This window comes from Salinisphaera aquimarina, from assembly GCF_042643355.1.
Taxonomy (GTDB): domain Bacteria; phylum Pseudomonadota; class Gammaproteobacteria; order Nevskiales; family Salinisphaeraceae; genus Salinisphaera; species Salinisphaera aquimarina.
This window is the reverse complement of the sequence record NZ_JBHRSS010000003.1, coordinates 1-21,142: the sequence shown is the minus strand read 5'-3', so window position 1 is coordinate 21,142 and position 21,142 is coordinate 1. Positions and strand designations below refer to the sequence as shown.

At 62.7% G+C, this 21,142-nt stretch carries 19 protein-coding genes and 1 pseudogene; 8 read left to right on the top strand and 12 right to left on the bottom strand.

All coding sequences use genetic code 11. The features are described 5' to 3' along the window. Positions 1 to 1,476: 1,476 nt before the first annotated feature. From ACFOSU_RS03710 to ACFOSU_RS03695, 4 genes are read right to left on the bottom strand one after another with little or no spacing between them, the layout of a single operon-like run. Positions 1,477 to 2,070, bottom strand: coding sequence for a class I SAM-dependent methyltransferase (locus tag ACFOSU_RS03710; protein ID WP_380686575.1), 594 nt, complete (start codon positions 2,068 to 2,070; stop codon positions 1,477 to 1,479). Further along, positions 2,067 to 2,735, bottom strand: coding sequence for a PIG-L deacetylase family protein (locus ACFOSU_RS03705; RefSeq protein WP_380686573.1), 669 nt, complete (start codon positions 2,733 to 2,735; stop codon positions 2,067 to 2,069). Before ACFOSU_RS03705 ends, ACFOSU_RS03710 begins: the two co-directional genes overlap by 4 nt. Continuing rightward, entirely contained in the window at positions 2,732 to 3,757 is a 1,026-nt protein-coding gene (locus ACFOSU_RS03700) for an acyl-CoA dehydrogenase (protein ID WP_380686571.1), read from the bottom strand. Before ACFOSU_RS03700 ends, ACFOSU_RS03705 begins: the two co-directional genes overlap by 4 nt. Then, a complete protein-coding gene (locus tag ACFOSU_RS03695; RefSeq protein WP_380686569.1) occupies positions 3,754 to 4,899 on the bottom strand; it encodes a glycosyltransferase in 1,146 nt (381 codons plus the stop codon). The genes ACFOSU_RS03700 and ACFOSU_RS03695 overlap by 4 nt, the downstream gene beginning before the upstream one ends. Positions 4,900 to 5,241: 342 nt before the next feature. Here ACFOSU_RS03695 and ACFOSU_RS03690 point away from each other — a divergent pair, with 342 nt between their 5' ends. Beyond that, on the top strand, positions 5,242 to 7,356 hold the full coding sequence (locus ACFOSU_RS03690) for an HAD-IIB family hydrolase (RefSeq protein ID WP_380686567.1): 2,115 nt from the start codon (positions 5,242 to 5,244) through the stop codon (positions 7,354 to 7,356). Between the two features lie 91 nt (positions 7,357 to 7,447). Here ACFOSU_RS03690 and ACFOSU_RS03685 read toward each other — a convergent pair whose 3' ends face one another. Further along, positions 7,448 to 8,650 carry an acetyl-CoA C-acyltransferase gene (locus tag ACFOSU_RS03685; RefSeq protein ID WP_380686565.1) on the bottom strand — a complete coding sequence of 401 codons (1,203 nt, stop codon included), beginning with the start codon at positions 8,648 to 8,650 and terminating at the stop codon, positions 7,448 to 7,450. Positions 8,651 to 8,996: 346 nt separating this feature from the next. Between ACFOSU_RS03685 and ACFOSU_RS03680 the strand changes: the two genes are divergently transcribed. Continuing rightward, positions 8,997 to 9,959, top strand: a complete 963-nt coding sequence (locus ACFOSU_RS03680; RefSeq protein ID WP_380686562.1) for an NAD(P)H-dependent flavin oxidoreductase — start codon at positions 8,997 to 8,999, stop codon at positions 9,957 to 9,959. Positions 9,960 to 10,079: 120 nt separating this feature from the next. Here ACFOSU_RS03680 and ACFOSU_RS03675 read toward each other — a convergent pair whose 3' ends face one another. The 6 genes from ACFOSU_RS03675 to ACFOSU_RS03650 all read right to left on the bottom strand — a co-directional run bounded on the left by ACFOSU_RS03675 (position 10,080) and on the right by ACFOSU_RS03650 (position 14,601). Further along, positions 10,080 to 10,865: an enoyl-CoA hydratase-related protein gene (locus ACFOSU_RS03675; RefSeq protein WP_380686560.1), complete on the bottom strand. Its 786-nt coding sequence runs from the start codon at positions 10,863 to 10,865 to the stop codon at positions 10,080 to 10,082. Positions 10,866 to 10,927: 62 nt separating this feature from the next. After that, the gene (locus ACFOSU_RS03670) at positions 10,928 to 11,386 is read right to left on the bottom strand and encodes a MaoC family dehydratase (RefSeq protein ID WP_380686558.1); all 459 of its coding nucleotides are present in this window, start codon (positions 11,384 to 11,386) and stop codon (positions 10,928 to 10,930) included. A gap of 81 nt (positions 11,387 to 11,467) precedes the next feature. Continuing rightward, positions 11,468 to 11,788 (bottom strand): 2Fe-2S iron-sulfur cluster-binding protein, encoded by a 321-nt coding sequence (locus ACFOSU_RS03665; protein WP_380686556.1) that lies wholly within the window; start codon positions 11,786 to 11,788, stop codon positions 11,468 to 11,470. 44 nt (positions 11,789 to 11,832) lie between these two features. After that, complete coding sequence (locus ACFOSU_RS03660; RefSeq protein WP_380686554.1) at positions 11,833 to 13,050, bottom strand: NAD(P)/FAD-dependent oxidoreductase; 1,218 nt, start codon at positions 13,048 to 13,050, stop codon at positions 11,833 to 11,835. 66 nt (positions 13,051 to 13,116) lie between these two features. After that, positions 13,117 to 13,518, bottom strand: a complete 402-nt coding sequence (locus ACFOSU_RS03655; RefSeq protein ID WP_380686552.1) for a carboxymuconolactone decarboxylase family protein — start codon at positions 13,516 to 13,518, stop codon at positions 13,117 to 13,119. A gap of 66 nt (positions 13,519 to 13,584) precedes the next feature. Beyond that, complete coding sequence (locus ACFOSU_RS03650; protein ID WP_380686550.1) at positions 13,585 to 14,601, bottom strand: NAD(P)-dependent oxidoreductase; 1,017 nt, start codon at positions 14,599 to 14,601, stop codon at positions 13,585 to 13,587. Between the two features lie 126 nt (positions 14,602 to 14,727). On the opposite strand from ACFOSU_RS03650, the gene ACFOSU_RS03645 reads away from it, so the two are divergent. The 6 genes from ACFOSU_RS03645 (at position 14,728) to ACFOSU_RS03620 (ending at position 20,685) form a co-directional block, all read left to right on the top strand. Then, positions 14,728 to 15,828, top strand: coding sequence for an amidohydrolase family protein (locus ACFOSU_RS03645; protein ID WP_380686548.1), 1,101 nt, complete (start codon positions 14,728 to 14,730; stop codon positions 15,826 to 15,828). A gap of 1 nt (position 15,829) precedes the next feature. Further along, positions 15,830 to 16,192, top strand: coding sequence for a Rieske (2Fe-2S) protein (locus tag ACFOSU_RS03640; protein ID WP_380686546.1), 363 nt, complete (start codon positions 15,830 to 15,832; stop codon positions 16,190 to 16,192). Positions 16,193 to 16,248: 56 nt separating this feature from the next. After that, positions 16,249 to 17,703 (top strand): aldehyde dehydrogenase family protein, encoded by a 1,455-nt coding sequence (locus ACFOSU_RS03635; protein WP_380686544.1) that lies wholly within the window; start codon positions 16,249 to 16,251, stop codon positions 17,701 to 17,703. A gap of 97 nt (positions 17,704 to 17,800) precedes the next feature. Next, positions 17,801 to 18,778, top strand: a complete 978-nt coding sequence (gene dctP / locus ACFOSU_RS03630; RefSeq protein WP_380686542.1) for a TRAP transporter substrate-binding protein DctP — start codon at positions 17,801 to 17,803, stop codon at positions 18,776 to 18,778. Between the two features lie 71 nt (positions 18,779 to 18,849). Beyond that, positions 18,850 to 19,374, top strand: coding sequence for a TRAP transporter small permease subunit (locus ACFOSU_RS03625; RefSeq protein WP_380686540.1), 525 nt, complete (start codon positions 18,850 to 18,852; stop codon positions 19,372 to 19,374). 3 nt (positions 19,375 to 19,377) lie between these two features. Further along, a complete protein-coding gene (locus ACFOSU_RS03620) occupies positions 19,378 to 20,685 on the top strand; it encodes a TRAP transporter large permease (RefSeq protein WP_380686538.1) in 1,308 nt (435 codons plus the stop codon). Between the two features lie 331 nt (positions 20,686 to 21,016). Here the strand turns inward: ACFOSU_RS03620 and ACFOSU_RS03615 are convergent. Beyond that, positions 21,017 to 21,142 (bottom strand): annotated as a pseudogene (locus ACFOSU_RS03615) (electron transfer flavoprotein subunit alpha/FixB family protein); the annotation flags it as partial.

The following is a 21,142-nucleotide window of genomic DNA, read 5'->3' as shown; positions in this document are numbered from 1 at the left end:
GCTGCTGCGATCTGCAGGCAATCGGTGAAAATTGCCGCTCGCTACAGTACGGATCCACAGTGCAATGGTCTGAGGCCGGAAAAGACTCAGGGCTCAGTTGTGTCGCATATCGGCGATTCAATCCGCCTTAGTTGGCGGAAGCCAAGGATGCGCGAGGCCGAGATCTCGACACTCCTAATATTCTCGATCCACTCGGTTGGGGCGAAGACATCGGCCGCGAAATGGCGCCTCAGTAAGACAAATGCTGATCCACGCGGCCCAATGGGCCGCGACGTGCCCGGTACCCGCAGGTTCGCAGGGACGCGGTTGTTTCGATCCACGCGACCCTGCGCATGACGCTCGTAACCGACCACCCGTTTCGATCCACGCGACCCTGCGGGCCGCGACCGCCTATAGGGCGTCTTTTTTATGGGTGACTTATGTTTCGATCCACGCGACCCTGCGGGCCGCGACATAGCGGATGGGCACGCGGCCGTCGTAGTCATCGTTTCGATCCACGCGACCCTGCGGGCCGCGACTCAGTGTTCTGAAGTTCATGAAGTTGAGGGCTTCTCACAGAAGTGTGGCGAAGCCTTGGTTTTTTAGTTGCTTTTACGCTGGTCAAATTTGGCGTGATAAGCAAGTCTTTGTAAAGTAGAATTTATTATCCTTGCGAACCATCCCATTTTTGTTGGAACGCTTCGGGATCGCAATCACGGTGGTGATCCATTCCCGAACCAGGTCGTCTAATGAGTCACTCGGACGTTTCGCCCCGTCCGATTCGCAGTGTTTGCCGACCGCGGGAGCACACGTGTAATCGTTATAATTAGCGCGTAAAACGACTGGAGATTTACGATGAACCGCGCGATCAATATTCGCCCAATGATGAGCTTGATGGCCGTTTAACGAGGCTGGCCCAAGTATCAAGGGCTTCTATATTCGACGGGCTATCGAGCGCTATATGGATGATGAGGAGAATATCAATTTCGCTGATCAGGCGGTGGGCCGAGTTCAATTCGGGCAAGAAGCGATTTATATTTGTGACGACGTAACGCGTAAGCTTGGTTTGCTAGATTGACTTTACCGATTACGCTCAAAAATTTGAGAATCCGAGCTTTCCAGACGTCACCTTATTGGCGAGCTGTCGATACGAGGCGATTATTATCGTGCCTGTGAAAATTGACCGGAGAGAGCAGCAGTCAGAGTCGTCGAGCGACCGTGTCACTCGCCTGCGGCAGGCCGCGTACGATATGGATACGCTGAGCCAGGTTTTGTCGCAAGTCGAAGGCAGTGCCGAGCATTGGATGCGAACTGACCGAGAGCGCGATAGAGAGTGAGCGGACTGCATGAACGAAAACCCATGTTGATCCTGACATGGGTTTCGCGGCGTGGTTGCTGCCAGCGTGGCACTAGAACGCACAGAATCGCTTTGCCGAGTAACACTGCGGCCGACTCTGTCGTCGTGATGACATCCTTGGCGCCCACGCTGAGCTTCGATCATCGCGGCGCGTTCCAGGCCTCGACCTGCCAGCGTCGGTTTTGCCAGCGGCGGCCTCGCACGATCCCGTAATCCATTGCGGCAACGAAGCGCGCATGGATGCCGGCCGCGCGCTGGGCACTGTCGTGAAATTCGATCTGGTGATGGGCCAGCACGAGTGTGCCGCTCGGCGTGAGAACCGCGGCGACGTCGCGGGCCAGACGATGCATGTTGCGCGGCGATAGGTAATAAAGCAGTTCCGCGATCACTACGGCATCGTAGCGGTCGCCCGGCAGCGCGGCCGGCAGGGCGATCTGCCAGGCGTAGGCATGGCGATGGCCGGCCAGGGCCTGACGCGTGAGAGCGGTGGCGCTGGCGCTGCCGTCGCAGGCATCCAGGCGCAGCGCACGCGCGGCCAGGCGTTGGCTGTTGGAGCCGTTGCCGCTGCCCAGTTCCAGCAGCCGGGCGACGGGCCTGTTGCCCAGTGCGCGTACGATGCGTTCGCGCTTGATCGCTTCGTCGCGCGCGGTGAAGGTTTGCCAGGGATCGCCGAGCGCACGGAACTTGGCTTCGAAGCCGGCGAGGTCGATCGCGCGCCGAGTCTTCATGTTCATGGCCGGTTGCCGAAGCGTTCGACCGGTCGCCCGAAGCGCACGAGCAGATCGCGTTCGAGCAGGAAGCCGTTCGGGTCGTCGTCGATACCGCCGGTCTGGGTGCGGTAGAGGCGCAGCGCGGCGCGTTTCATTGCCGCGCGGTTGCCTAGCGGCAGCCGGATCTGGCGACCGCGCGGGCGGGGCCGATGCGGCACCAGCCTTGGCCAGACCAGGTAGGGCAAGCGCTTGATCGAGGCCGGCCAGGCCCGCGCGACGGCACGTGCTACTGCCCGGTGGTCCGCATGGTTGTCGTTGAACGAGGGCGTGATGATCAGGTCCGGACGCGGTCGACGCGCGATGTCGCGGGCCAGTCTCGCTTCGGTGGCCGCACCGGCGAAACCGAGTTCGCCGTCGGCGTAGCCGAGAAAACGCAGATCCTGTCGACGCACGCCGGCACGTCGCAGCACACGCCGTGTTTCGGCATGGCGGGCGGCGGTGAGCCGGGCCCGGGGCCAGGCCCGGCTATTCGGATGCGAGGCGCCGCCGTCAGTGACCAGCGTGACGTCCACGATCGCACCGCGCCGGCGCAGGGTGGTGATGAGCCCGAAGGCGCCGATCGCCTCGTCGTCCGGATGCGGGGCGATGACGTGCGCGCGCTGCACGCCATTCAGATCGAGTGCGCTCAAAGCGTGGGCGTTATCTGTTGGGCCGCCGCCGCAGCACCGACTTTTACACGCTGGGCATCCGGCGCCGGCTGGCGCAGATAGACCATGAGATCCGCCATGTGCGCGCATAGCGGCTCGCTTTGGAAGAACGCGGACAGGCCGACCGATTGCTGGGCGAGCAAAAGTGCCTGTTCGCCGCCATCGAGCACCAGGCTGCGCGCGTTCGCAACATGGGCCGGATGGGTTTCGGGTGGGGTGTCGAACAGGGCCGCGGCGGTGCTGCGGCAGACCGCGGCCGCGCTGTCCGCCAGGCCGTAGAGCCGGCCCAGGCGTGCCGCCTGATGCGGATCGTCGGCGCGGTGGCGCGCGACGAGATGGGCCCGCACGCCGTCGAACAGGCCGGCGATGCCGCCGGCCTGAACAGCCACGAAACGCAGCGCGCCGGCACTCAGCCAGGGCTCGCGTTCGTAGTCGCCCGGTTGGCCGATGACGCTGTCTGCCGGGCTCAGCGGCGCGTTCTGCCAGCGTACGAGATGTGTTTGCGAGCGCTGCATGCCAAGCACGCGCCACCAACTGCGATCGATCGCCGGCGACGTGTGTTCCAGATCTACGACCAGCAGTTGTTTACGGTCGCTCTCGTTGATTTCGGCACTGACCAGCGCGTGGCTGATGACGCCGGCGCCCGAGGCATAGGCCTTGCCGCCGTCGAGGACGCCGTCGTGCAGGCGCAGCGGCTCGCCGGCCAGCGGCGCGTTCCAGACGCCGAACGTCGCGCCGGCGCGGGCCAGCGCGTGCAGTCGCGTGGCGATATTGCTGTCGCCGTAGCGCGCGACGATCTGCAGCGCATCCATATGGCCTTCGAACAGTCGTGCGAGCGGCAGGTCGGATCGGCCGGCCGCGTAGAGACGGCGCAGTAGCGCCAGGCTGTCGGCGAGGTTGGATGGATCGTCCAGGCGCAGGTCGTTCTGCAGCCGGTGAATGCCGCCGATGAGCGGGTCGGCAGGCAAGTCGTGCTCGTCGCGGCCATCGTGCGGCGCGGTCATCGGCTCGTGCAGCCGTAGTGCTGTTCCAACTGCGCGAGGCGGATCTCGGCCCGGTCCAGATCGATCTCGTCCTGCGTCGTGTTATCGGGTACCAGCGACATGGTGAAAGCCTCGGCGTTGTGACAGTCGGCCGCGATCTCGCGCAGCCGGTCCAGATCCAGCGCCAGGGTCGCGGCCAGCGCGCGGGCGACGGTGTCGTCGGCCAACTGGGTGAAGGCGCGGCGGGCATGGGCACACAGATCGTAGCGCGCGGCCGCGGCGCTCGGGTCCTCGACCGTGGGCAGGGTGGTCTCGACGTGCCGGGCGCGCAGCGTATCGGCGAGGCCGTGGCGGGCCCGACCGGCGAGACGCGAGGACGTGGCCACGCGCACCCGGCGGTCGTGGCGTACGCGATAGCCGGCGGCGCGGGCGGCGGTCACCAGACGCACGTCCTCGTGCGCGGCCACACGTTCGAAGCCGCCGAGTGCGGCGTAGACGCTGGCGCGAAACCCCAGGCTGGCACCGCCCTGCGAGGGATGCGAGGGCGCCGGGTCGTGGCCGACCGGGTCGATGGTGCGCTGCAGGCAGCGCAGGCGTTCCCAGTAGTGTTCCACGCGGCGATGCACATCCTGTGGCGGGGCATCCGGGCGCTCGATATAGCCGGCGACGATATCGACCTCGGCCAGCGCCGCGCGGCTCGTCTCGATCCAGTCCGGCGCGGGTACGGAATCGGCATCGGTGCTCAGCAGCAGCGTGTCCGCGGGCGCGCTCGGCGATGCGTTGAGTACGCGCCGGCCCAGCGCCATGGCCGCGCGTCGTGCCCGGCCGGCATCGGCACGGGGCGCGCGTGCGATGCGCCGTGTAACGATGCGGTAGGGCAGCATCGGCGCGCGCTCGCGAACGAACGCATCGCCGCCGTCCTCACAGCCGTCGAACAGCAGGCAGAGCACGAATGCCTGCGGCCCGGCAGTCTGTTTCGCCAGGCCCGCGAGCAGGGCGTCGAGGTGCTCGCGCTCGTCGCGTACCGGTACGCAGACGGCGATCTTGGGTGTCGCCAGTGACTGTGTGGCACACGCCGGCTCGCCGGCAATGTTGTCCCGGCTTCGAGCGCGCGCGCCGCTGCACTCGACGGTTTCAGAGATGGGATTCGGGGCGCTCGACATGTTTGCGAATGCTACGCCCGCGCGGCCCGGCCGGTAATGCGTAGTTATCCGGGCTGCGGGTTGGCCGCAATAGTACGGATGTCGCTCCGTGGCCGTTGCGGCTAGCGTAAGAGTTGCGGCGTGTGGTCGGGTCGATCGCGCGCCGTGGCGTATCCTGTGGCCTGCAGGTGCAGGGGGCAGACCGTTGGCGCGTTCGCGCGTCGGCGTTACGCAGGGGCCGAGTCTGGCGGTGTTCGCGAGCCGCCAGACACAGACGCGTCGATGAAACCCGGTCGCGGCCCGGTGGGCCGGATGGGGTCATGTAACGGTTTCGGTTCACGGCGGCACAGGAAGAAAGCACCCATGTTCATCATGCACATCGCCATCCAGGGCTGCCTGCGCGCGCACGATGTCGAGTACGGCATCACCGCCGATACCGGTGGGCATATACGTTACCTGCTCGAACTCGCCCAGGCCTCGGCCCGGGATCACGATGTCGAGCGTATCGATATCGTCACCCGCGCCTTCGACGCGGATTTCAGCGAGGGCGACTATCGCCAGGCCTGCGAATATCTCAACCCCAAGGTGCGCATCGTGCGCCTGCCGACCCCGGATCCGGGCTATCGCGCCAAGGAAGAACTCTGGGACCAGCTGCCGGCGTTCAGCGATGCGCTGGTCGATTATATCGACGGACTCGAACGCGCGCCGGACGTTCTGCATGCCCACTACGCCGATGCCGCCGAGGTGGCGGCCAGCGTCAAGGCGCGCCGCGGCCTGCCGTTCGTGTTCACGGCCCACTCGCTGGGGATGGCCAAGGCGCGTTATGGCAGGGCGACACCGGACAGCGAAGCGGACAGGGCCGATCTGCCTGCTGCGCTCGCTCGCCGGATCGGGTTCGAGAACACCGCCCTGGGCGAGGCCGGGCTGATCGTCGCCAGCTCACGCGACGAGGCCGAGCTCCAGTACGCCGACTATCCCGACTACCGGCCGGGTGCTATTCGCGTGATCCGTCCGGCCAGCGATCTGCAGGTGTTCGCGCAGGCGCAGTCCACGGCGCAGGTCCAGCAGATGCTGGCGCGTTTTCTGAGCGACCCGGACAAGCCCGCGCTGCTCGCGATCGCACGCCCGGTCACGCGCAAGAACCTGGCCAGCCTGATCCGCGCCTACGGCGAATCGCCGGCGCTGCAGGCACGCGCCAATCTCGTGATTCTGGCTGGCGGGCGCCAGTCGCTGGACACGCTCGAGCCGGAGATCGCCGACAACCTGCGCGAAATGCTGCAGCTTATCGATCACTACGATCTCTACGGCCGCGTGGCCTATCCCAAGCAGCACCGCATGGCTGATGTGCCTGCGGTCTATGCCTGGGCCCGGGAGCGCGGCGGGCTGTTTGCCAATGTCGCCTTCAACGAGCCTTTCGGGCTGACACTGCTGGAGGCCGCGGCTGCGGGGCTGCCGGTGATCGCCACCGACAGCGGCGGGCCCAACGACATCATCGAGCAGTGCCACAACGGGCTGCTGGTCAATCCGTGTTGTACCGATGCGATCGCGCACGCGGCGCTGACGCTGCTCGACGATCCGGCGCGCTGGGCGCAATGCCAGTCCAGCGGGCGGGCAGCGATCGGGCTGTTCGACTGGCAGCGTCATGTCGCCTATTACCACCGCCTGCTCGCGCGGCTGCTCGGCCGAGCACCGGCCGGGCGGCGCGACCACGCCGGCCGGCGCTGCGGTCTGGATACCGCGGGCGTGCTGCTGCTCTGCGATATCGACGGCACCCTGGTGGGCTGCCCGCGCGGCGTTGATGCCTTCAACAGCTGGCTGCCCGGGCAGACGCATATGGCCTTCGGGGTGGCCACCGGCCGCAGTTTCCATAGCGCGCTGCTGATTCTCGAGCAGGCCGGTATCGACTGGCCGGATGTGCTGATCAGCTCGGTCGGTGCGGAGATCCATTGCCTCGCCGCCGACGGGGTGACCTATGAGAGAGACCAGGCCTGGCAGCGGCATATCGACCACGACTGGTCGCGCGCCGCGATCGTCGATGCGCTGGCGGGCGTGCCCGAACTGGTGCCGCAGGCCGCGCTCGAACAGCGTGTACACAAGATCAGCTATCTGTGCGCGCCGGGTATCGATATCGCCGATCGCTTGCGTGGCCTGCTCGCCGATCGCGGTCTGGCGGCGACGGTGATCCACAGCCACGATCGCTGTGTGGACATCCTGCCGGCGCGGGCCTCGAAAGGGACCGCGGTGGCATGGCTGGCCAAGCGCGAAGACATCGCGATCGGGCAGGTCTACGTGGCCGGCGATTCGGGCAACGATCGCGACATGCTGGCGGCCTCGCCCTGCGCGATCGTGGTGGCCAACCATCGCGACGAGCTGGCCACCGGCCCGGGGCTCGAACACGCTTATTTCGCGCGGACCAGCCATGCCCGCGGCGTGATCGAAGGCGTCGCGCATTTCAGGGCGCAGAGCAACGTGTCGTAAGCGAGCGAAACCCTTCGGCCGTGGTGACAAGTACAAAAAAGGCGTGCCGGAAGCCGGCACGCCTTGAACAGTCCGCCGTGGCGGCCGGTGTCTAGAACACCTCGAACAGCCCGGCCGCACCGATACCGCCGCCGACACACATGGTCACGACCACGTACTTGGCGCCGCGGCGCTTGCCTTCGATGAGCGCGTGCCCGGTCATGCGGGCACCGGACATGCCGTAGGGATGGCCGATGGCGATCGAGCCGCCGTTGACGTTGTAAAGTTCCGGGTCAATACCGAGCTCGTCGCGGCAATACAGGCACTGGCTGGCGAAGGCTTCGTTGAGTTCCCACAGGCCGATATCCTCGATCTTGAGATTGAAGCGCTTGAGCAGCTTGGGAACGGCGAAGACCGGGCCGATGCCCATCTCGTCGGGGTCGCAGCCGGCCACGGCCATACCCAGATAGGCGCCCAGCGGTTGCAGGCCGCGCCGCCCGGCTTCCTTGGCTTCCATGAGCACGCTGGCGGAGGCGCCGTCGGACAGCTGCGAGGCGTTGCCGGCGGTGATGAACCGGCCTTCCTGGATCTCCTGGCCGTTCTTGAACACCGGCTTGAGTCCCTGCAGGCCTTCGAGCGTGGTGCTGGGGCGATTGCCTTCGTCCTTGTCGAGGGTGACTTCCTGCTCGCTGATCTCGCCGGTTTCCTTGTCCTGGACTTTCTTGATCGTGGTCAGCGGTACGATTTCGTCGTTGAAGCGACCGGCTTCCTGGGCCGCGGCGGTCCGCATCTGCGACTGATAGGCGTATTCGTCCTGGGCGTCACGCGAGATGTTGTAGCGGGCGGCCACGACCTCGGCGGTCTCCAGCATCGACATATAGATGTCCGGCTGGTTTTCGACCAGCCACGGATCGCGCGCGCGGAACGTGTTCTGATGTTCGTTCTGCACCAGCGAGACCGATTCCAGACCGCCACCGACGACGACATCCATGCGGTCGGTGATGATCTGCTTGGCGGCGGTGGCGATGCCCATCAGGCCCGATGCACACTGGCGGTCGAGGGTCATGCCGGGCACGGAAGTCGGCAGGCCGGCGCGCAGCGCGCACTGGCGGGCAACGTTCTGGCCGGTGGAGCCCTGCTGCAGGGCCGCACCCATGATCACGTCGTCGACGTGTTCGCCTTCGAGCCGGGCGCGCTTGACGGCCTCGGCAATGGCGTGGCCACCGAGCGCCTGGCCCTGGGTGTTGTTGAAGGCGCCGCGATAGGCTTTGCCGATGGGCGTGCGGGCGGTGGATACGATGACGGCTTGACGCATGGGAACTCCTCGAGAGTGCTTGAATTATTCGGTGTGCGGCCTGTGTCGCGATTGACCTCGCCGGTCACCGACACATTTTTTTTTGGAATGGGTTTTCAAAAAAATACGAAGGGCAGTATGTGAAGCCGCTCTACGCCCGTCAAGCTGACGATATCGGTGCTCGGACGCGTGGGTTTGGCGCGCGGAAAACGACAAACCTGGAGATTGCCCGGGGTGCGTGGCGGCGCGACGCAAGAATGCAAAACGCGATTCCAAAAAATAGCGGGATTTGCTAGTTTGGGCGGCTTGGTCGGTAGCCCGAGGGCTGCCGCCTTCCATTCCCTTATTAAAGAAAAAAGGAAATGCCATGTCGCTGGTCGAGGAGCTCACCGCGCAGATGCGCCTGCCCGTCATCGGGGCCCCATTGTTCATTCTGTCCAATCCGGATCTCGTGATTGCGCAGTGCATGAGCGGCGTCATCGGGTCGTTTCCGGCGCTGAATGCGCGCCCGGCGAGCGAACTGCCGGTCTGGCTCGAGCAGATCACGGACACGCTTGCGGCCGAACGCGAGGCCAATCCGCAGGCCAAGATCGCCCCGTTTGCGGTCAACCAGATCGTGCATGGTTCCAATGATCGTCTGGATCAGGATCTGAAGGTCTGTGCGGACTATCGAGTGCCGATCATGATCACCAGCCTGCGCCCGCCGCACCCGGCGATCGAGGTCGCGCGCGACTATGGCGGCAAGGTATTTCACGACGTCATCAGCGTGCGCCACGCCGAGAAGGCCATCGAGGCCGGCGTGGATGGCCTGATCGTGGTCTGTGCCGGGGCCGGCGGCCACGCCGGTACGCTCAGCCCGTTTGCCCTCGTTTCCGAGATTCGTCGTTTCTGGGATGGGCCGCTGATTCTCTCGGGCGCGATCACCCGCGGTGAGCACGTGCTGGCGGCACAGGCGATGGGCGCGGATTTCGCCTACATGGGCTCGCGCTTTATCGCCAGCAACGAAGCCAACGCCGCGCCGGCCTACAAGGAGATGGTGACGAGTTCCAGCGCCAAGGACGTGGTCTATACCAATCTGTTCACCGGCGTGCACGGCAACTATCTACGCGGCTCGATCGAAAACGTCGGCATGGACCCGGATGCGTTGCCCGAGTCGGGCAAGGACGCGATGACCTTCGGCACCGATCGCGAAGAAAAGAAGAAGGCCTGGAAGGATATCTGGGGCGCGGGTCAGGGTGTAGGCAACATCGATGACGTGCGTCCGACGCGCGATATCGTGAATCAGCTCGCAAGCGAGTACGACGCGGCCAAGGCACGTCTAGCCGGTTGAACCGGACGCGCGCGCCCGGCACGCCGTGTTTCAAGGCGGTTTGCCGGGCAGCTCTGAGCGGCGGCAGCGTTGTTATGCGCGCGGCCGAAGGCAACACGCTCTAGCGATTAGCGGCCCGGATCAAGCGCGTCGCTTGCTCAGGAACTTCTCCATGATCGCCTTGACCTCGTCGGAAAACAGTCGCTCGCCGAACAGTTCGGCTTCGCGATCCATCTGGCCATGCACATCGTCACTGCCCAGGCCGTGCCGAATGAGCTGTTTGGTATAGCGCACCGATGTAGGTGACTTGGCGCAGAGTTTTTCCGCCAGAGCGCCGGCGCGCTCGGCCAGTTCGGCATCGGGTACGCAGTAGGCGATCAGCCCCATGCGCAACGCTTCCTCGGCCGTTAAGACATCACCGGCGAGCAGCAGGCGTGCCGCATTCTGGCGCCCGATCAACGCCGGCAGGATCAGGCTGGAACCCGCTTCCGGCACCAGTGCCAGATCGACAAAGGCAGTGAAGAAGCGCGCACTTTCCGCGGCCACGACGAGGTCCGCATGCAGCAGCATCGTGGTGCCGATACCCGTGGCCTGGCCCTGCACCGCGATCACGATCGGCTTGTCCAGCGCCATCAGGGCCTTGATGAAGGTCAGCGCGGGTCCGGCGCTGCCGGCTTCGCGGGTTTCGGCGCTGGCGCCGGCGAAGTCGGCGATATCGTTGCCGGCACAGAACATGTCGCCTTCGGCGTCGATGAGCAGGGCGCGAATATCATCGTTCTCGCCGGCGTGCTCCGCGCTGCGAGTCAGGTCCTGATACATCGCCCCGGTCAGCGCATTACGCTTGTCGGCCCGATCCAGGGTCACGTGCAGCAGGGCGTTTTCCACCACGGCGCGGACGTGGCCGCTTTGCATTTCCAGTGTGCTCATCCGACTCTCCATGAAGTGCAGGGGTGCGCGATCCGCGGTGCGCGGCCGCCAAGCCGGATAGCTTACAGAATATAGAGCGTCAGACCCTGGGCCAGACAGGCCGGTTTGTCCTGGCCTTCGATCTCGATCGCGATCTCGTTGCAGATCATGTAACGGCCTTCGCCGCGTGGTTCCACCGACTTGAGCGTCACCCGCGCACGTACACGCGAGCCGACCAGAACGGGCGCAACGAAGCGGACCTTGTTGAGACCGTAGTTCACCCGTGTCGTCACGCCCTCGACCTTGAATATATCGTTGACCAGCGGCGGCAGCAGCGACAGGGTCAGAAAGCCGTGGGCGACCGGGCCACCAAACGGTGATTCCTTCTTCGCCCGCTCGATATCGACGTGGATCCACTGATGATCGTCGGTGGCATCGGCAAACAGGTTGACCCGCTCCTGGTCGATCGCCATCCAGTTGCTGGTGCCGATCTCTTCGCCGACCAGCGATTGCAACTCTTCTACGTTCTCCAAAATGCGCATCTTTTATCCTTTATTAATAGAAGGCGGAGTTTGCCGCAATATCGATTATAGAAGGACGGCATGAATGTTTCAGCGCCCGTACTAGACCTGTTCGCTGGGAATGCGAATCTGCAGCCCGTCGAATGACTCGTGAACCACGACTTGGCAGGTCAAACGCGAGTCGTCCCGTGTCTCGTACGCGAATTCGAGCATGTCGAGTTCCAGCTCGTCGGGCTCGCCAATGGTCGGCCACCAGGATTTATCGATATAGGCGTGGCAGGTCGCGCACGAACAGGCGCCGCCGCATTCGGCCACGATTCCGTTGACATCGTTCTGGACCGCGCCTTCCATGACGGTTTGCCCGACCGGCACATCGATTACCACGTGGGTGCCCCCCGGCTGGATATAAGTGATGCTGGGCATGGGTTGGAATCCTTGCTTGTCGTAGAGATGTGAGATGGGTGCAGCTAGCGGATTGCCAGCGTCTTGAGGTCGACGGCGGGGTCGTCCAATCGGGTCCTGTCGGGCTGAACGCCCTGCTTGAGCCACTGTTTGCCGAGCATGAACGCCTTGGGGTCATCGATCGCGTCGACGGCTAGGAATTCGGTATCGCGGTAATACCAGATCGATTCACCGGTGCGCGCGCCCGGTCTCCGGATCACATGGTCGAAGCCATGGTTGAGACCGGCAATCTGCAGTTTGGTCTGATATTGGTCGGACCAGAACCAGGGCACGGGCTGGTAGGGTCTGTCGTCTCCTAGAATATGCCCGGCCACATGTTCGGCCTGCTCTATTGCGTTCTGTACCGACTCCAGGCGAATCACGCGTTCGCCGTAGGGGAACCGGGTGCAATCGCCAGCGGCGAAGATCGCCGGATCGGAGGTCTGGCCGAATGCATCGACCACGATGCCGTCGTCTACGGTGAGGCCCGCCATTTCCGCGAGCGCGCTATTGGGTCGGATCCCAATACCTGCTACCAGGACGTCGGCCTCGATTTCATGGCCGTTATCCAGAGTGACGCCCGTGATGCGGTTCTTATTGGAGCGGATGCTGGCAAGGCCGGCGTTTTCGTGGATGACCACGCCGTGCGATTGATGGAGTGCACGAAAGTGGTCCGCGGTTTCCTGTGAGGCCACGCGCTGCAGAATACGCGGCGCCTTTTCGACAATCTCGACATTCAGGTTGCATTGCACAGCAACAGCAGCAATCTCGAGGCCAATATATCCCCCGCCGACGACAAGGAGTTTTCGACCCGCGCAGAAGTCGGACTGCAGGGCGGCCGCATGCGCAAGGGTTCGGAACGAATAGACGTTATCCAAGCCGCCGCCGAGCGAAGCGGGCAGTTCGTTGGGTGTTGCGCCCGTGGCAAGTATCAGCCGGTCATATTCGAGGGCCTGGGTATCGTCGAGGGTTACCCGACTGGTCTTAGCGTCGATCGCGGTCACGCGGCAGCCGAGCTGCAGCGCGATGGCTTTGTCTCGATACACGGCTTCAGGCTTTAGATGCAGCCGTGCGGCCTCGACGGCACCCGTCAGATATTTCTTCGACAGCGGTGGGCGCTGGTAGGGAAGGGTGTCTTCCTCGCCCACAAGGGTGAGTTCTCCTTCGTAGCCCAGTGCTCGAAGCTTGAACGCCGCTGAGGCGCCGGCCTGGCCGGCGCCGATTATCACTATGCGTTGGATCATGGTTCTCGATATCGAGCGGCCGCGCTGGCGATGTAGGGCAAGCGCCGGGTTCAACGGCCGGTGGTGCTATTGATGCACGTCGACCGTGGGTTCTATGCCCTCGGCGCCGGTGACTTCGAGCCAGGCTTCGAAGCCTTCCTGGAAGGCGACCACGCCGGCTTCAGGCAGACTTATTTCGATCGCCTCGAGAATTTCTTCCTTGGACAGACCGAGATCCAGCGCGACCTTTATATGTGCCTGGATATGCGCCTTGCGTGCGCGCATGACGGTAAGGCTGACGATGAAGATCAGCTCCTTGGTCTTGGCGTCGAGCGTGCGCTGCTTGAGATAGGCCGCGTTCACCAGGCCGTTGGCGGCCTGGAGCACCTCGTAATCCTGAGCCGCCATGACCTTGTGGTACTGGAGCACGTATCCGCGCTTGCGAGCCATTTCGTCGATGTAGGCCTGTTTTTCGTCCTGTGTCGCCATGGAAAATTCCCTGTCTGCGGTTTGAAAAAGCGTGACTGATAGCGCGGCTGATGGCCCGAGCGCCTGCTAGTCGTGGCGTGTTTCCAGATATTCGTAGATTGCGGTGTGATTGCGGCCGCCGAATCCGGCTTCGACAGCCTGTTGCCACAGGGAGCCGACGGTCGATCCGATCGGCGTATCGAACCCCAGTTCCTGTGCCGTTTCCAGCGCGATGCGGGCATCCTTGTCCATCAGGCTTATGGCGAAGCCGTCGTCGAAGCTGCGGTTGAGAATATAGCGCGGGAACTTCACCTCGGTGGATACGCTGCGGCCACTGCTGGCGTTGATCACTTCGATGAGTTTCTCGGGTTCCAGACCGGCCTTGGCGCCCAACTGAACGGCTTCGCACGCGCTGGCGAGCGTGGTCGCGGACAGCAGATTGTTGATCGCCTTGGCCAGATGACCGGAGCCGCTGGGTCCGACGTGAATGATCTGGCTGCCGAAAATTTTCAGCAGTGTTTCACAGCGCTCGAACACCGCGTCCTCGCCGCCAACAATCATGGTCAGCGTGCCCTCGGCGGCGCGCATCGTCCCGCCACTGACGGGTGCATCGAGCATATGAATGCCGTCGGTGGCCAGGCGCTGTGCGATGTCCCGCGTGGAGGCGGGCCGCGAACTCGACATGTCGATCACCACCTTGCCGACTGCCAGGCCGCTGGCTAGGCCGTCTTTACCGAGCACCACCTTTTCGACAATATCCGAGTTGGGCAGTGAGAGCAGGACCACGTCGACGGCCTGCGCTAGCCCTTGGGTCGAGGTCGCTACACGCGCACTGCTGTCACTGAACGCGGCCATCGCGTCGGCGTTCACGTCGAAGATAGTGACGTCGTGTTCGCTTGCGATGAGATGGCGACACAGCGAGGCGCCGATATTGCCCAGTCCGATCAATCCAACATTCATTTTATTGCCCGTTTGGTTGTTTGGCTCGTGATTTAGCGCTGCACAGTGCCGCCATTGGCGACCTTTACGCCGACCATTTGACTTATGTAGACGGTATACGGTGTTCGGTTGACAAACCGTAGCATGACGGTACGCTGGCTGCATAGCGGATATAAAATCGACCGAGTGGCCGTCCAATTGGGGCAGAGATTCGGTCCCCGGACTTCAAGTTGATACGCCTGTGGCCGCGTGAGCGGCCGGGCCGATGGTCCAAGCGAACAGGAGGACTTCATGAGTAAAGACGACGCGACTACTGGAATCATCGATTCCGACGTACACCCCTGGATCAACGGCGATATCGAGGGGCTGATGCCTTATTTGAGTCGCGGTTGGCAAAAGCGTTTTGAAGGTAAGCGCTCGACCCTGCCCGACCACCCGCTGCGTCCGCCGCTGGCCGGCGCGACATCGATCCGCCGGGATGCCCGTCCGCCCAGTGGCGGCGCAGGCGGTTCCGACCCGGTGTTCATGCAGCAGGACCACCTGGATCCGAACAACATCGACTACGCGATCATGTCTTCTATTCAGGCAGGCAAGCTCGTGGCGTTGCCGAACACCGGCGAAGCGGTGGTCCTGGCGCGTGCGTTCAACGATTATTTTCGTGATCAATGGCTGACGGTCGATCCGCGCTATCGGCTCGCCATGTGCGTGGCCCCGCACGATCCCCAGGCCGCAGCGGAAGAGATCCGGCGTATCGGTGGTGAAGAAGGCATCGTTGCCGTGTTCCTGCCGCTACTCAATATCCTGATGGGCAACCGTCACTATTACCCGATCTACGAGGCAGCCGAAGAACTCGGCCTGCCGATCCTGATCCACCCGACGGGTACGGAAGGCGGCTTCCAGTCCAGTCTGAGTTTCGCCGGTGGCTACCCGACGACTTATATCGAGCGGCACACGGTTTTTCCGGAAATAGCCATGGGCAGCATCGCCAGCATGCTTTTCGAAGGCGTGTTCGTGCGTTTTCCCAAGCTTAAGATACTTGCGGCCGAATTCGGCTACAGCTGGGTGCCCCATATGCTTTGGCGGGTGAATCAGAACTGGCGCGAGTTCCGTCGTGAGGTGCCCTGGCTGGAGAAGGAGCCGAGTGAGTACATTCTCGATCAGGTGCGCTTTACCAGTCAGCCCGCCGAGGAACCGGAAAAGGAAGAGTATCTGTTGCAGATACTAGAGATGGTGCACGCCGAACGCACGATCGTGTTCAGCACCGACTACCCACACTGGGATACGGATTCGCCCAAGCACACGTTCCGCCGTATTCCGGCCGACATGAAGCGCCGTATCTTCTACGACAACGCGGCCGAACTGTTCGGGCTCGGCGAAATGGCGGTGGCATGACATGGCAGCCACTGAACATCGTGTTGCCCATATTTCCGATATTCCCGATGACGAAGCGCTGATTACCGAGGTCAAGGGTCGTCCGATCGGTATTTTCAAGGTCGATGGTGAACTCTTCGCTGTCAGGAACCTGTGTCCGCACCGCGGTGCGCCACTGGCGCGCGGTACGGTCGGCGGCACGATGCTTCCCACCTGCAAGGCCGGTGAACTCAACTACGGCATGGAGAACCAGGTGCTCAAGTGTCCCTGGCACGGCTGGGAGTTCGACCTGAAAACCGGCCAATGTCTGTTCGGCGTGAGCGATCGACGTGTGGCGACTTACAACGTGCGGGTCGAAGACGACAACGTCTATGTCGAGGTCTAGCGAATACCTGCGCCGCCATGGCGGTGAGTGATTGCAAAGGAAAAGGATTGGACACGATGCAGCGTATGCAAATGTTTGTCGGCGGCGAGTGGGTCGATAGTTCGGATGGCGAGGTCATGACGAGCATCGACCCCGCAACACGTGAGCCACTGGTCGAGGTGCCGAGCGGTACCGCCGAGGATGTCGATCGGGCCGTCACCGCAGCCCGGCAGGCGTTCGAATCCACAGCCTGGACCGACATGCTGCCCGCCGAGCGCGGCCGCATGCTCAATCGTCTCGCGCTGAGCATTCGCGAGAACGCGGAAGAACTGTCGCGTCTGGAGACGCTGGACGCAGGCAAGCCGCTGGCCCAATCGCGGGCTGACGTGGAGGTCGCCGCGCGCTATTGCGAATACTATGCCGGGGTGGCTGACAAGCTGCTGGGCGAGACCATTCCCGTACGTCCGGATATGCTCGACTACACCCTGCGCGAGCCGCTCGGCGTGACTGCGCATATCGTACCCTGGAACTATCCACTGCAGATTGCCATGCGTGGGATCGCGCCGGCGCTGGCCACAGGCAATGCGGTCGTGCTCAAGCCGGCTGACGAGACGCCGGTGACCGCGCTGAAGGTGGCCGAACTGATCGAAAAGCTGGATCTTTCAGCCGGTCTGGTCAGTATTGTGACGGGTACGGGCGCTCGCGTCGGGGCTGCGCTGGCCGGGCATCCGGGTGTTGATCATGTGACCTTTACGGGCTCTGTGCCTACCGGCATTACAGTGATGCAGACCGCTGCTCGAAACGTGACGCCGGTCACGCTCGAACTCGGCGGCAAGTCGCCGAATATCGTGTTCGCCGACGCCGATCTCGAGGAAGCCGCCGACTGGGTAGTGCGTGCCATCATCCAGAATGCCGGGCAGACCTGCTCGGCCGGCTCGCGCCTGCTCGTCGAGCGCTGTATTCACGAGGAATTTGTAGCCCGGGTCGTCGAACGGATGGAGGGCCTGACGCTCGGCGCCGGGATCGACGATCCGGATGTGGGGCCGATCGTGTCCCAGAAGCAACTCGACACGATCATGGCTTATATGGAAATCGCCCGGAATGACGGTGTGACAGTGCGTACCGGTGGCAAGTCGCCGTCGTCTGCAGCGCTCAGCAAAGGCTTTTTCTTCGAGCCAACCGTGCTGGACGGACTGACCAGCGATCACCGTCTGGCGCGTGAAGAGATATTCGGCCCGGTACTGTCGGTGATCGAATTCGAAACCACGGCACAGGCGGTACAGATTGCCAACGATACCGAATATGGACTGATCACCGGCGTCTGGACTACGAACATCAACAAGGCGCTCTGGCTCGCCGATCGGATTCGCGTTGGTCAGGTTTATATCAACAACTATGGTGCTGGCGGCGGTGTGGAATTGCCGTTTGGCGGCCACGGCAAGAGTGGCTTCGGTCGGGAAAAAGGTCTCGAAGCGCTCCGAGGCTATACCCAACTAAAAAACGTGGCGGTGAAGATCAAACCGAACGCCTGAATTAGGACCTTCCAGCGGTTCGTTCGAAGCCGTGGGTCCCTGTGCGATTCTCTGGAGGAATCAGATGTTGAAACGTGTGTTGTTAGCGATTGCTGGCTTGCTTTTTATTGCGTGCGTGACGGTGCCGGTGGCATCCGCTGCGCCGGTCACTCTCAAGCTTGCGCATCAGTGGCCGCAGAATAAGGACGACTACGTCATCGCCGCGGGTTTGAAGTTCGCCGACGAGGTCGAAAAGCGCAGTAACGGCGATATCAAGATTCGATTCTTCCCGGCGCAGTCGCTGGTCAAGGCCAAGGATACTCATGTAGCCCTGCGAGCCGGTGCAGTGGATCTGGCGATCTACCCTTATATCTACGCCGCCGGCGCGATCCCGGAGATGAATCTCACGTTGTTGCCGGGCCTGTGGGAGAACCACGACGACGTTTATCAGTTCCGTAACAGTGCAGCCTGGAAGGATCTGGAGAAAAAAGCCGAAGACTACGGTTTCAAGACGCTGGCGTGGATACAGATCGGTGGCGGTTTCGCCTCCGGGTCCAAGGCAATCCTCACCCCCGACGATGTAGGCGGCATGAAGGTGCGGGCGGCCGGGAAATTCATGGAATACGCGCTGCAGCAGGCTGACGCGAGCACGGTATCGATGCCGTCGTCGGACGCCTATGGCGCTATGCAGCGCAGCCTGCTCGGTGGCGTTCTGACTTCGTCGAGTTCACTCGGCGCTTATCGCATGTACGAGGTCTCTGACTACTATGCGTCGCCTGAAGACTACGGAATTTACTACACGATCGAGCCGATCGCGATCAGCATGCGCACCTGGAACCAGCTGACACCCGACCAGCAGAAGATCCTGGTGGCGGCGGGGAAGAGCGTCGAGCCCATGGCGCTCGCGGGTGCCAAGAAAGAAGACGCACGCGTGGCCAAGCTGTTCGCTGACAACGGCGTAAAAGTCGAGAAGGTCAGCAAGGACGACTGGATGAAATGGCGAAAGCTGTTTCGCAAGACGGCGTTCCCGAAATTCGAACAGGATGTGCCGGGCGGCAAGGCGCTACTCGAAAAGGCTATCGAGTCGCATCAATAGCTTTATAGCCGACTTCGGATCCATTCAGGAACGGCCGGCGCATGCCGGCCGTTCAAATACGGGAGAGCAGCGTGCCTGATCATTCGGTACGGCGTGTTTTTGACCGCGCGATAACGGCTAGCGGTGTCCTCGTCGGGCTCGCCGCGTTGTTTATCGGTATTTCGGTGTCCTATGACGTGCTGATGCGCCAGATTCTGGGCTCGACCACGTCATGGGTGGTCGATGTGAATACCTATCTGGTGGCTTTCATCGCGTTCATCGGTGCCGGGTACGGCTTGCAGGAAGACGCGCATGTGCGTGTCGATCTGGTTACGCGGCGGCTGGGCGAACGTACCCGCTGGTGTCTGCGGCTACTGTCCGACGCCATAATCCTGCTGGTTACCGCTACGCTGCTTTGGCTGGGGGGTGCGTATTGCTGGGAGGCCTGGACGAGTTCGGAACAGTCTTCCGGCTTGTTCTCCGTGCCGTTATGGATTCCCTACGCGTCGCTGCCGGTCGGAATGCTTTTGCTGCTCATCGTTCAAATCACCAGGGTCGTCGATACGATTGTGGGTTACCCGCGCGATGTCTCGTATGTACATCCGGGCATGGGGTAGCCGATGCCTGTCGAAATCTGGATCGGAATCGCGATGTTCGGGACGTTGCTGGGGCTCATCCTCATCGGCGTACCCGTAGCTTTTTCACTGTTCACTGTTGCGCTGGGTTCGCTGCTGATCGTTGAAGGCGGGCTGTTTTCACTGAGTCTGGTAGCAGCCACGATAAACAGCAGCGTGATGGAGTTCACGCTGACGGCGGTGCCGCTGTTCATATTGATGGGCGCGGTCATCTCGGCGTCCGGCATGGGGTCGAGGCTCTACAACGCGCTCGCTGTGTTGATGCACGGCATACCGGGGGCGCTGCTGGTCGCGACGACACTTGCCTCCACGATCATGGCTGCGGTGTCCGGCTCGAGTGTGGCGACCGCTGGCGCCATCGGCAGTCTGTCGGTCAAGGAAATGCGGCGTCTGGGCTATCGAGACGACGATTCCTGTGGTGCGGTTGCGGCCGGCGGCACCCTCGGCATCCTGGTGCCACCCAGTATTCCCATGATCATCTACGGAATCATCGCCGAGCAATCAATCCGTCAGTTGTTCATAGCCGCCATCGTGCCCGGGCTGCTCATGGCCGGTGCGTTCATCGCCTATCAGACGTGGCTCGCTCGGCGACGCGGCGAACTGCCGATTCCAGATGGCGTCAGACAGGGCCCGATCACGCTGCGCAAACGTGCGCGCGCGCTGCTCGAGCTTATTCCCATGGCGCTGCTGATCTGGGTGATCCTCGGTTCCATTTACATGGGGGTGGCAACGCCCACGGAAGCCGCAGCGCTGGGGGCGATCACGAGTCTGGTGCTCTCGGGCATCGTCTATCGGGAGCTCAACGCCTCCGTGCTACTGCTGATATTCAAGGAGGCCGCTCGTAGTAGCGTCATGGTGCTGCTGATTGTTGTGGCCGCCATGCTGTTCGGCTACGTCGCAACCACCACGGCCGTGGCACCGGTCATCTCTACAACAGTCGCCAGCCTGGACGTGTCGCCCTGGTTGATTCTTGTCGCGATCATGGCGTTTCTGCTGTTTCTTGGCTGTTTCCTGGAGACGCTGTCGATCATCGTGATCACGACGCCTATTCTGGTGCCGATCATTCAGGGCTTTGGTTGGGATCTTGTCTGGTTCGGCGTGCTCATGATCATCAATATGGAAATGGCGCTGATCACGCCGCCGGTCGGCCTGAATCTGTTTATCGTGCAGGGCGTGGTACGCGATGTGTCGCTGGAGCGCATCATGCTGGGGGCCGCACCCTATGTCGGCATCATGGCGCTCGTGCTAGCGTTGGTCGCGATATTCCCCGAGCTGACGATGCTGTTGAACTGACACAGAGGGCGCCAGTCAATAACAGTCATGAATCGTCGAAGGAAAGGCCGAGGCCTGCGTTCGCTTGCTGCGCGGCTGGAATATGGCCGGCCGTAACTATTGTTAGCTATGCGCAGCATCAATATGCGCAATCGGGTGGCGCTGATCGAGTCTACGCATTGCAAGCGGCTGTGCCGTTGTATCGCATGCAGCTTGGGCTACCCGCCGCGACCGGCCGATGCGAGGCAAAGAACCGATCAGTTCTATATAGGGAAGTTCGAGGTAGGGGCAGTGCTCCGGCGGTGCATTTGGTTGGTTGCACCGCCGGAGCGACTGCCGGCCGCCGCTGAGATCAGCTGACCGCAGCTTCCAACTCCGGAATGATCTTGAACAGATCGCCGACCAGTCCGATATCGGCGACCTCGAAGATCGGGGCTTCTTCGTCCTTGTTGATCGCCACGATCGTGCCGGCATCCTT

Coding starts and splice junctions, on each gene's coding strand:
- ACFOSU_RS03710 (WP_380686575.1), bottom strand. CDS start 2,070: ATGAACATGAAGACTCGGCGCGCGATCGACCTCGCCGGCTTCGAAGCC.
- ACFOSU_RS03700 (WP_380686571.1), bottom strand. CDS start 3,757: ATGACCGCGCCGCACGATGGCCGCGACGAGCACGACTTGCCTGCCGAC.
- ACFOSU_RS03695 (WP_380686569.1), bottom strand. CDS start 4,899: ATGTCGAGCGCCCCGAATCCCATCTCTGAAACCGTCGAGTGCAGCGGC.
- ACFOSU_RS03690 (WP_380686567.1), top strand. CDS start 5,242: ATGTTCATCATGCACATCGCCATCCAGGGCTGCCTGCGCGCGCACGAT.
- ACFOSU_RS03685 (WP_380686565.1), bottom strand. CDS start 8,650: ATGCGTCAAGCCGTCATCGTATCCACCGCCCGCACGCCCATCGGCAAA.
- ACFOSU_RS03680 (WP_380686562.1), top strand. CDS start 8,997: ATGTCGCTGGTCGAGGAGCTCACCGCGCAGATGCGCCTGCCCGTCATC.
- ACFOSU_RS03675 (WP_380686560.1), bottom strand. CDS start 10,865: ATGAGCACACTGGAAATGCAAAGCGGCCACGTCCGCGCCGTGGTGGAA.
- ACFOSU_RS03670 (WP_380686558.1), bottom strand. CDS start 11,386: ATGCGCATTTTGGAGAACGTAGAAGAGTTGCAATCGCTGGTCGGCGAA.
- ACFOSU_RS03665 (WP_380686556.1), bottom strand. CDS start 11,788: ATGCCCAGCATCACTTATATCCAGCCGGGGGGCACCCACGTGGTAATC.
- ACFOSU_RS03660 (WP_380686554.1), bottom strand. CDS start 13,050: ATGATCCAACGCATAGTGATAATCGGCGCCGGCCAGGCCGGCGCCTCA.
- ACFOSU_RS03655 (WP_380686552.1), bottom strand. CDS start 13,518: ATGGCGACACAGGACGAAAAACAGGCCTACATCGACGAAATGGCTCGC.
- ACFOSU_RS03650 (WP_380686550.1), bottom strand. CDS start 14,601: ATGCAGCCAGCGTACCGTCATGCTACGGTTTGTCAACCGAACACCGTA.
- ACFOSU_RS03645 (WP_380686548.1), top strand. CDS start 14,728: ATGAGTAAAGACGACGCGACTACTGGAATCATCGATTCCGACGTACAC.
- ACFOSU_RS03640 (WP_380686546.1), top strand. CDS start 15,830: ATGGCAGCCACTGAACATCGTGTTGCCCATATTTCCGATATTCCCGAT.
- ACFOSU_RS03635 (WP_380686544.1), top strand. CDS start 16,249: ATGCAGCGTATGCAAATGTTTGTCGGCGGCGAGTGGGTCGATAGTTCG.
- ACFOSU_RS03620 (WP_380686538.1), top strand. CDS start 19,378: ATGCCTGTCGAAATCTGGATCGGAATCGCGATGTTCGGGACGTTGCTG.